This is a genomic window from Nonomuraea sp. 3-1Str (genome assembly GCF_031570565.1).
Taxonomy (GTDB): Bacteria; Actinomycetota; Actinomycetes; order Streptosporangiales; family Streptosporangiaceae; genus Nonomuraea.
The window spans coordinates 1-1,007 of record NZ_JALHBK010000068.1; the positions used below are offsets into that span (position 1 = coordinate 1).

At 71.2% G+C, this 1,007-nt stretch carries 1 protein-coding gene; it reads right to left on the reverse strand.

Annotated features, from left to right (window positions below; translation table 11 throughout):
* The coding region (locus tag MTP10_RS41815) for a S8 family serine peptidase (protein ID WP_310717458.1) at window positions 1-974 on the reverse strand (974 nt) is incomplete at its 3' end.
* Window positions 975-1,007: the final 33 nt, after the last annotated feature.

Sequence of the window (1,007 nt, forward strand, 5' to 3'; positions counted from 1 at the left end):
ACGCCGTTGTAGGCGATGGGTTTGCCGGTGGTTTTGAGGGCGGTTTCGAGTTGGGTCAGTGTGGCGTCGGGCATGGCCTGGCGCAGGACGGCCAGGGCGCCGGTGACGTGCGGGGCGGCCATGGAGGTGCCGTTGAGGGAGGCCCATTTGTTGCCGGGGATGGAGGAGATGATGGACACGCCGGGGGCGAGGAGGTCCAGTAGGGTGCCGCGGTTGCTGAAGGGGGCGATGCTGTCCTGGTCGGTGGTGGCGCCGACGGTGATGGCCGAGGAGACGCAGGCGGGGGCGGCGACGGCGGTGCCGTAGCCGTCGTTGCCGGCGGCGACCACGGTGGCCACGCCGGCGGTGCGCAGGCTGTCGATGGCGGTTTTGCGGGGGTCGCCGTCGCAGGCGGCGGTGTATTGGCCGCCGCCGAGGCTGAGGTTGGCGGCTACCAGTGGGACGCCTTCGTCTTTGAGTTGCAGGACTTTGTCCAGGCCGGCGAGTTGGGCGCTGGTGAAGCTGAGCACGCAGGGGGCGGCGCCCGCTCCGCACAGGTCTTCGGAGGTGAACTTGCTGAACACCTGGATGGCGACGAGTTCGGCGCCGGGTGCGACGCCGGCGGGTGGGGCGCCGGTGACGCCGGTGCCGTCGCCGACCGCGATGCCGGCCACGTGGGTGCCGTGGTCGCAGTCCAGTGCGGGGTCGGCGCAGGGGCCTTGGTCGGTGTCGGCGGCGCCGGGTCCTTCCTGTTGGGCGGTGCCGTCGGGGCACAGGCTGGTGGAGGAGTAGTCGGCGTCGATGGGGGAGAAGCAGGCCTCCTCCAGTACTCGGTCTTTGAGGAAGGGGTGGTTGACCGCGACGCCGGTGTCCAGCACGGCGACCACGCTGCCGGCGCCTGTCTTGCCCGCGGCTCTGGTCTTGTCGGCGCCGATCAGTGGGACGCTTTCGGCCAGTACCGGCGGGACCGGCCGGTCCTCGGTCACGCTGACCACGCTGGGCAGTTTGGCCAGGCGGTCCAGTCCGGC